7 protein-coding genes and 1 tRNA gene are annotated in these 8030 nt (G+C 58.3%); all 8 read left to right on the top strand.

Annotated elements, in window-relative coordinates; all coding sequences use genetic code 11:
- Window positions 1-63 precede the first annotated feature (63 nt).
- The 8 genes from ACXAE6_RS17140 to ACXAE6_RS17105 all read left to right on the top strand — a co-directional run bounded on the left by ACXAE6_RS17140 (window position 64) and on the right by ACXAE6_RS17105 (window position 7956).
- Window positions 64-140, top strand: a tRNA-Met gene (locus tag ACXAE6_RS17140).
- Window positions 141-893: 753 nt separating this feature from the next.
- Window positions 894-2711: a hypothetical protein gene (locus ACXAE6_RS17135; protein ID WP_475151667.1), complete on the top strand. Its 1818-nt coding sequence runs from the start codon at window positions 894-896 to the stop codon at window positions 2709-2711.
- A 220-nt stretch (window positions 2712-2931) separates the two neighbouring features.
- Entirely contained in the window at window positions 2932-3537 is a 606-nt protein-coding gene (locus ACXAE6_RS17130; RefSeq protein ID WP_475151665.1) for a TetR/AcrR family transcriptional regulator, read from the top strand.
- Complete coding sequence (locus ACXAE6_RS17125) at window positions 3530-4015, top strand: GNAT family N-acetyltransferase (protein WP_475151660.1); 486 nt, start codon at window positions 3530-3532, stop codon at window positions 4013-4015. Before ACXAE6_RS17130 ends, ACXAE6_RS17125 begins: the two co-directional genes overlap by 8 nt.
- Window positions 4016-4235: 220 nt before the next feature.
- Window positions 4236-5159, top strand: a complete 924-nt coding sequence (locus ACXAE6_RS17120) for an ABC transporter substrate-binding protein (protein ID WP_475151658.1) — start codon at window positions 4236-4238, stop codon at window positions 5157-5159.
- A complete protein-coding gene (locus tag ACXAE6_RS17115) occupies window positions 5160-6146 on the top strand; it encodes a FecCD family ABC transporter permease (RefSeq protein ID WP_475151656.1) in 987 nt (328 codons plus the stop codon).
- Window positions 6143-7159: a FecCD family ABC transporter permease gene (locus tag ACXAE6_RS17110; RefSeq protein WP_475151653.1), complete on the top strand. Its 1017-nt coding sequence runs from the start codon at window positions 6143-6145 to the stop codon at window positions 7157-7159. Before ACXAE6_RS17115 ends, ACXAE6_RS17110 begins: the two co-directional genes overlap by 4 nt.
- On the top strand, window positions 7156-7956 hold the full coding sequence (locus ACXAE6_RS17105) for an ABC transporter ATP-binding protein (protein ID WP_475151650.1): 801 nt from the start codon (window positions 7156-7158) through the stop codon (window positions 7954-7956). Before ACXAE6_RS17110 ends, ACXAE6_RS17105 begins: the two co-directional genes overlap by 4 nt.
- Window positions 7957-8030 lie beyond the last annotated feature (74 nt).

Here is an 8030-nt window from a genome sequence, read left to right as displayed (position 1 = left end):
CGACCTTCGGCTTATGAGACCGACCCGGCCAGGTTCCGGGATATAAATAACCTGAAAGTTTGATGCGGGGTGGAGCAGTCTGGTAGCTCGTCGGGCTCATAACCCGAAGGTCGTAGGTTCAAATCCTGCCCCCGCTACCAATTAGGTTAAAAGCCCAGTCTGAAAAGACTGGGCTTTTTTCGTTATGGGTGGTTTTCTGGGATGTTCTGAGTTTGTCTGTAGGGTTGGGCGTCCAAGCGGCCTGGTCCAGCCCGCACATCCCTGTGCGGTCGCAATACCGACTAGCAAGCAGCGCTTGCTAAGCAGTCGCTATTGCCCATGTGCGGTCGCAAAATCGACCAGCAAGCAGTGCTTACTAAACGGCCGATTTTGCCCTGCCCCCGCTACCAATTAGATTAAAAGCCCGACTCGAAAGAGCCGGGCTTTTTTCGTTGTGGGTGGTTTTTGGAAGCTTTGAGTTTGTCTTTAGGGTCGTGCCAAGGACCTTCGGTTGCCAACGCGTACGCTACCGTGGTTCGACATCCCGGCGGCACGCCGCAAGCGCATCCGTGCAGTCTCGACTTCGGCCGACCGATGTGTCGGACCAAGCTAAGCTATCTCAAAGGACTGCGGACCTATCCACAATGGAGGTTCCCTCTAATCCGTAATAAACCCTGGTTAAGCCAGCCGCCCAAAATATTCGACGCATAACGCCGCCGCTCAATCGGCATTTGCGTCATGATTCAACCAAAACCAACTATTTGCGTTTTTTCAAACGATTTAGCCGATTTTCCTGAAAAATAACACGTTTATTCAAACCCTAAATACAACGACCGTGCTTTATAACAGAGCCTCTGAATAACCCTCTGGCCACTCGCGGGCCGGGCCATTTCAACCCTGTTTTGAGGCACGTCATGAAGCATCTCACCCCACCCAAAATAATCAGCGCCCTGCTGTTCGCCATCGTGCTGAGTGGCTGCGATTCCGACTCTACTAAACCCACTGGGCCTGCCGCCGCTGAACTCAGTCTTAAGTTGGACGACATCAAAACCTTTCACTTCAGTTGGCCGGCAGTTGAAGGTGCCACTCACTACCAACTGCACGAAGAGCCGGATGGCAAAGCCGGCCCCAAAGGTTGGACGATGTTGGCTGAACTTCCCGCCGACACCCACGAGTACCGCCTGAAAGTCCCGCTCTATGCCCGCGCTCATGCGCAGTATCTGCTGAGCAGTTGCAATGCTAATGGCTGCACCGAAGGCCAGGCCGTGATGATCGATGGCAATCCCGAGCTCAACCATTTGGTTAAAAGCATCGGCTACCTGAAGGCGAGTAATCCGGGGGAGTTTGACTACTTTGGCACCTCCGTCAGCCTGAACCAGGACGGCACGGTGCTGGCGGTTGGGGCACTCCAGGAAGATGGCGATGACGATAAAGCGCCGTACACCGGTGCTGTCTATCTGTTCAGCCAGGACGCCCAGGGCAACTGGCAAGGGCCGCAGGTTATCCGGGCAGAGGTTGTGGCGAAAGATGCCTACTTCGGCATCTCCGTCAGCCTGAACGATGCGGGCGATGTGTTGGCGGTCGGGGCGACTGGAAAAAACAGCAATAACGGTGCCGTTTATCTTTTCAGCCCGAACAGCGAGGGGGATTGGAAGGAACAAGCCGTCGTCACGGTCGATGGCGATGGCAATGATTATGGCAGTTTCGGCCGCTCCGTCAGCCTGAATAAAGACGGCACGGTGCTGGCGGTGGGAGCAGATGGTGAATATGGAAGTGCCACTGGTCTTGGCTACGCTTTCATTTTCGTGCCCGATAACGATACCTCTGACCCCACGGACTGGAAGCAACAGGCCAGCCTCTCTGCGAGGAATGCTGAACCTGATGATCTGTTTGGTCGTTCCGTGAGTCTGAACGATGCCGGTACCTTGGTGGCGGTGGGTGCGCCACGGGAAGGCAGCTCGGTTACCGGCGTATGGGTCGGTGACGATCAACCAACAACGAAAGACGACGATGGCAATAATAATAACGATGCGACTGACTCAGGCGCAGTCTATCTGTTTGGCGTGGACAACGGCGCTTGGATACAGCAGGCCTACATCAAGGCGGGCAATACCGGCGAAGGCGACGAGTTTGGCACTTCCGTCAGCCTGAATGGGGACGGTAGGGTATTGGCGGTGGGTGCACGGAATGAAGACCACTCGGCTCAAGGCGTTCATCTCTCCCCACCGGAAACCGGCGATGGCATCGCGCCTGATTCCGGTGCGGTCTATCTGTTCGGCCCGCAAGGCGATACCTGGGAACAGCAGGCTTATATCAAGGCAAGCAATACCGGCGAGGATGACTTCTTCGGCGTCTCCGTCAGCCTCAGCGCTGATGGCCAACGGCTGGCCGTGGGGGCGAGAGGGGAAGACAGCAACGCCACCGGCCTGAATGGCAACGACGAGGATGATACGGCTTATTACCGTAGCGGTGCCGCCTATAGCTACGCCGTCAAGCCAGACGGAAGCTGGCAGTTGGAAAGCTATCTCAAGGCGTCCAATACCGGAGAAGAGGATTATTTCGGCTATGCCCTGTCCCTCAGTGGTGACGGCCAAACCCTGGCGGTGAGCGCGCCTGGTGAAGACAGCAAAGGCCAAGGCGTGGGTGGCTTGGCCGGCGACGACCTGCCTGAGGGCTTTGACCCTCTGTCCGATAACGATATGCCTTACTCCGGCGCGGTCTACCTTTACTGAGCTGCGCGGTTAACCCCAGCAAACCTATCCCTGCAAAATCAACCCGGCCCTGCCTCGCAGCGCCGGGTTTTTTACAGCGATGCAGCGGCGCGGGCGGCTTGGTCGTAGAGCGTGGCCCCTCATCCTAGCCCTCTTGAAGCGTCGGACGGCCCAGAAGGAGAAGCAATTGGCGCTGATAATATTGCTTTACAAGACGATACGTCTCGTCTAGCTTTGGGCTATGAACACGCCAGCAGCCAGCGCCCGTCGGCGCTCCGCCCATAAACATCGTGCCATCCTGGCCGCCGCCGCCGACTGGGTGGCGCAGGCCGGCTATGGCGCGGTGACGGTGGAAGGCGTTGCCAAACGCGCCGGTGTCGGTAAGCAGACCATCTATCGTTGGTGGCCGTCGAAGGCGGCGCTGCTGGTGGAGCTCTATACCGATATCGTCAGCCGCGAAGCCCTGCTGGTGAGTACCGAAGGTCCGCTCAGGCAGCGTTTGACAACGCTGCTCAGCGCTCTGTTCAGGCTGTACCGACGCAGTTGCGCAGGGGCGATTCTGACCGGTCTGATCGGCGAGGCGTCCAGTGATGCCTCGGTGCGCGCGCTGCTGCGCGAGGGGCTGGTCGCCGGGCGCGAGGACATCGTTACCGGCCTGGTGGTGGCGGCCAATCGCACTGGCGAAAGCCGGGCCGATGCCGGCGCCGTCAACGAGGTGATTATCGCCGTGGTCTGGCAGCGCCTGGTGTTGCAGCCGGACAGCCTGAGCGACGATTTCGCCGCCCACCTGGCGGCGCTAGCGCTGGCGGTCGGCGTCCGGGTTACAGAGGAAGAAGGCGATGACTGACATCCAAGAAGACTACCGCCCCGGTGTGCTGGCGCGGTTAATCGGCCTGCATATGGATTATTACGCCCCGGCCTGGGGGTTCGGCGCGCCCTTTGAAGCCGGCCTGGCCGCTGGTATGGGCGAATTTTTCAGTCGCTTCGACGCAAAGCGCGATCTGTTTCTGGCCGCTTATGACGACGCTGATCGTCTGGTTGGCAGCCTGACGCTGGACGCCATCGATGCTGCCGGCGCCGGCGTGCATCTGCGCTGGTTTATCGTCTCGGCACAGCTGCGCGGTCAGGGGCTGGGCAAGTCACTGATGAGCCGGGCCGATACCTTTCTACGCGAACACGGCTACCAGCGGGCCTATCTCACCACCTTTGCCGGGCTAGATGCTGCCCGGGCGCTATACCAGCAGTATGATTTTCATCTGGTTGCTGAAGAGGTCAGCGACCCCTGGTCCGGTCAGGTTGGTTTGCAGCGCTTCGAGCGTTGCTAAAACTCCTCTCGCAAGACAGTGCTGGCATTTCGTCGTATTGGTAATAATGCTTATCAATTGTTTTTGCGTATGTGCCTCGTTATTATCCCGCTCCAAACTTGGTTGCCCATTGGTTGCCGGCCTCGCCAAGGCGCGGCTGTGCAATCGGCATTCCCACCTTTGCAGCACCGACTGAAGACTGTTTCGCGCAATCGGGTCGGCTGAATATGGAGATAACACAGTGCGCACCTTACTGGCTCGTCTTGGGTTGACTGCCTGCATCATGACTCTGGCCGCTGCGGCCCACGCCATTGAAATCGAACACGAACTGGGCACCACCAACGTTCCCGAGAATCCGCAACGCATCGTGGTTTTGGAATACAGCTTTGTCGATAGCCTGGCGGCGATTGGTGTGGCACCGGTGGGTATTGCCGATGACAACCGTCGTGAATCCATCATTCCAGCCTACACCGATATTATTGGTAACGACTGGGTGTCGGTCGGTACGCGCAAATCACCGAGTCTGGAAATCATTGCGTCCCTGCAGCCGGATTTGATCATTGCTGACAAAAGCCGTCACAGCTCGATTTACGGTTCGCTCAGCGACATCGCGCCCACTCTGGTGTTCGACAGCCTGACCGGCACTTATGAAACGGCCATGGAAGCGGCGGCGACCATCGCCCATGCGGTGGGGCAGGAAGCGGCGATGACGCAGCGTCTGCAACAACACGAGGCGCTGATGAACGATTACAAAGCGCAGTTGGGTGATGTCTCCGGTTGGTCGATTCAGTTCTTTATCGACAACGGCCAGGGCATCTATCTGCATTCGCCGACCAGTTACAATGGTTCGATGCTGAGCTGGTTTGGTTTCGATACAGAAATGGCCGCGACCGACGGCGAAACCACTTACAGCGACGCCATTGTGCAAACCTCGCTGGAACAATTGTCGGTGCTCGATCCGGATATTTTGATTCGCGGTCTCTACGTCGAAACCGGCCTGACCGACGAATGGGTTGGCCAGCCTTTATTCGACAACTTAACGGCGATTAAGAACGACCGTCTGTTCGACATTACTGCTCATAACTGGTCGCGGTTGCGCGGTGTGATTGCTTCTGAAGCCAGCGCTGCCAGCCTGGTCGATATCATGGCGCAGATCGAGCGCTGAGTGCCGCTCGCGCTTCGCTATCTGTTGCTGGGCGCTGCCGTTGTTGCGGCGGCGCTGTGGTCATTGACGCTGGGCCAGCGCACAGACATCAGCCTTGGCAATATTCTCAGCCTGTTGTGGATTGACGACGGCTCGCTGGCGCGCTCGGCGGTGCTTGATCTGCGCTTGCCGCGTACGCTGGTGGCGCTGTTCGTCGGCGTTAATCTCGCTCTTGCCGGCCTGGCCTTACAGGCGGTAACGCGCAATCCGCTGGCTTCGGAATCCATTCTCGGCATTAATCAGGGCGCCTCTTTGGGCGTGGCGCTGGCGGTGGTGTTGCCGTTTCTGTCCGGTATGCCACTGGACCTGATGGCGATTATCGGCGCTGCTCTGGCCGGTCTGGTAACTTTCGCCATCGCCGGTGGTCTGGGTGGCCGGCTCGATTCCATTCGTTTGATACTCGCCGGCGTTGCCGTCGGTGCCTTCAGCTACGCCTGTGTGCGCTTTACCTACACCCTCGATGACGATCTTTCCCGGCTGGTGATCAACTGGGTGTCGGCCGATATTTCTTCTGTTTCCGCCGACCATCTGGGTCCATTGATCGCCTGGTCTTTAGCCGGGCTCTTGGGCAGCACACTGCTGGCGCATGGTTTTAATGTGCTGGCGCTCGGTGATGGCGCGTCGCAAGGTTTGGGCATCGACCCGCGCCGGGTCCGATTTCTTGGTGCAGCCCTAGCGGCGATTTTGACCGGCGCCAGTGTGGCGGTGGCCGGGCCGGTGATGTTTGTCGGTCTGGTGGTGCCGCATCTGTGCCGCTTCTGGTTTGGTCAGAATCATCGTGCGCTGGTACCAGCCGTGGCGCTGGGCGGTGGTGCTTTGCTGGTGTTGGCCGATGCGGTTTCCAAGCTGGTTCGCTTTCCTTATGAAACACCTTTGGGTGTGGTCTGTGCGCTGATTGGCGCGCCTTATTTTCTTTACGCGACCCTAACCGCCCGGAGGCTGGTATGAGCGCTGTGGGGCAGGGCGTTTACCAGCGGCGCGCCACTCTGGTGATGTTGCTCGCGGTGCTGACGCTGGCCTCGGCGATCTGGAGTCTGGGTGTTGGCGCGGTCAAGGTGCCGGTCGATGTCATCATCAATACTTTGTTCAATCTCGATGGTGATCAGCAACGCTATATCATTTTAAAGTCGCGCTTGCCGCGTGTGGTATTGGCGTTATTAGCTGGCGGTGCGCTGGCGTTATCCGGCGCCATTATTCAGGCGGTGATCCGTAATCCGCTGGCGAGCCCGGGCATTATCGGCATCAATTCCGGTGCGGCTTTATTTGCGGTTTTGGTGGTCAGTTTGTTGCCGGATTTACCACCAGCCTGGATGCCGGTCGCTGCCTGTCTGGGTGGGTTGTCGGCGGCCGGGGTGGTGATGCTGGTAGCGCACTTTCGCACCTTATCGCCGGCCCATCTGGCCTTGATCGGCGTTGCTGTGGGTCTGGTGTTTGAAGCCGGTGTCGATTATCTGCTGGTCACCTCCAGCGACGCCGAACGCTCAGCACCATTGATCTGGCTGACCGGTTCTTTGTGGGGCCGCAGTTGGGATCATGTGTCGATCAGTCTGGCGCCGCTGTTGGTGTTTGCTGCCCTGGCCATGGCGCTGACTTATCGTCTCGATCTGCTCAGCCTGGGTGACGCTTCGGCGACCGGACTGGGCATTCGCGTGCCGTTGTTGCGTTTGGCGTTGCTGGCGGTAGCGACGGTATTGGCCAGCGTGTCGGTGGCCGTGGTCGGGGTGATGGGCTTTATCGGTTTGATGGCGCCGCACATTGCCCGGCGCTTGGTCGGTGGCTCGCATCGTTGGCTGTTACCGGCTTCAGCCTTGACCGGCATGTTGCTGGTGTCATTAGCCGATGGTTTGGGTCGTGCGCTGGCGCCGCCGATCGAGATTTCCGCTGGCATTCTGGCCGCCTTGCTGGGTGCGCCTTTCTTTGTCTACATCATGTTGACCACCGCTTCGGAGCAAGACGGATGAGTATTGTTTTGTCCGGCGTCAGTGCCGGTTATGGCCGCAATCCGGCGGTCATTAACGACCTTGACCTGACCATTCGCGATGGCGAAATCACCGTCTTTATCGGCCCTAACGGCTGCGGCAAATCGACGCTGCTGAAAACCATGGCGCGTCTGCTGAAGCCACGCAGTGGCCGGATTGAAGTCGATGGTCTGGATGTCTTATCCAGCTCGCCCAAAGCGGTGGCGCGGACGCTGGCTTTCCTGCCGCAGGAGCCTTTGGTACCAACCGGCATTAGCGTGGAACAGATGGTCGGTTATGGCCGCGCACCGCATCAGTCGTTGCTGGGTTTTCGATCGGCGCGGGATGTCGAACTGATTAACCAGGCGATTACTACTGTGGGGATTGAACATCTGCGTGACCGGCCGGTGTCGGAACTCTCCGGTGGTCAACGCCAGAGTGCGTTTTTCGCCATGGTACTGGCGCAGGACACGCCTTACGCTATTCTCGATGAGCCGACCAACCACCTCGATATCACTCACCAGATCGATGTGCTGGAACAGATTCGCAAGCTCAACAGCGAACATAAAAAAACCACCTTGGTGGTGCTGCACGATCTGAACCTGGCGGCGCGTTATGCCGATCGGCTGGTGCTGTTCAAAGAGGGTGCCATCTACGCCGATGGCACGCCTGAACAGGTTTTAACGCCGGCGAATATCGATGCGGTCTTTGCCGTCAACAGTCGCATTCTGACTGAGCCGGTTGGCGGCAAACCACTGTGCGTACCATACCCGCGTTCGATCAGTGAAATTGAACGATAACGCCGAAAAGCTCCGTTAGGTTTGCCAGCAATCAACCTCTATATTGGCCTCCATTCGGTGATCGAGTTCGGCTC

It is taken from the genome of Saccharospirillum sp. ABV4_185 (assembly GCF_056159245.1).
This window is presented reverse-complemented; position numbering and strand designations above follow the sequence as displayed.

Coding starts and splice junctions, on each gene's coding strand:
- ACXAE6_RS17125 (WP_475151660.1), top strand. CDS start 3,530: ATGACTGACATCCAAGAAGACTACCGCCCCGGTGTGCTGGCGCGGTTA.
- ACXAE6_RS17130 (WP_475151665.1), top strand. CDS start 2,932: ATGAACACGCCAGCAGCCAGCGCCCGTCGGCGCTCCGCCCATAAACAT.
- ACXAE6_RS17105 (WP_475151650.1), top strand. CDS start 7,156: ATGAGTATTGTTTTGTCCGGCGTCAGTGCCGGTTATGGCCGCAATCCG.
- ACXAE6_RS17110 (WP_475151653.1), top strand. CDS start 6,143: ATGAGCGCTGTGGGGCAGGGCGTTTACCAGCGGCGCGCCACTCTGGTG.
- ACXAE6_RS17135 (WP_475151667.1), top strand. CDS start 894: ATGAAGCATCTCACCCCACCCAAAATAATCAGCGCCCTGCTGTTCGCC.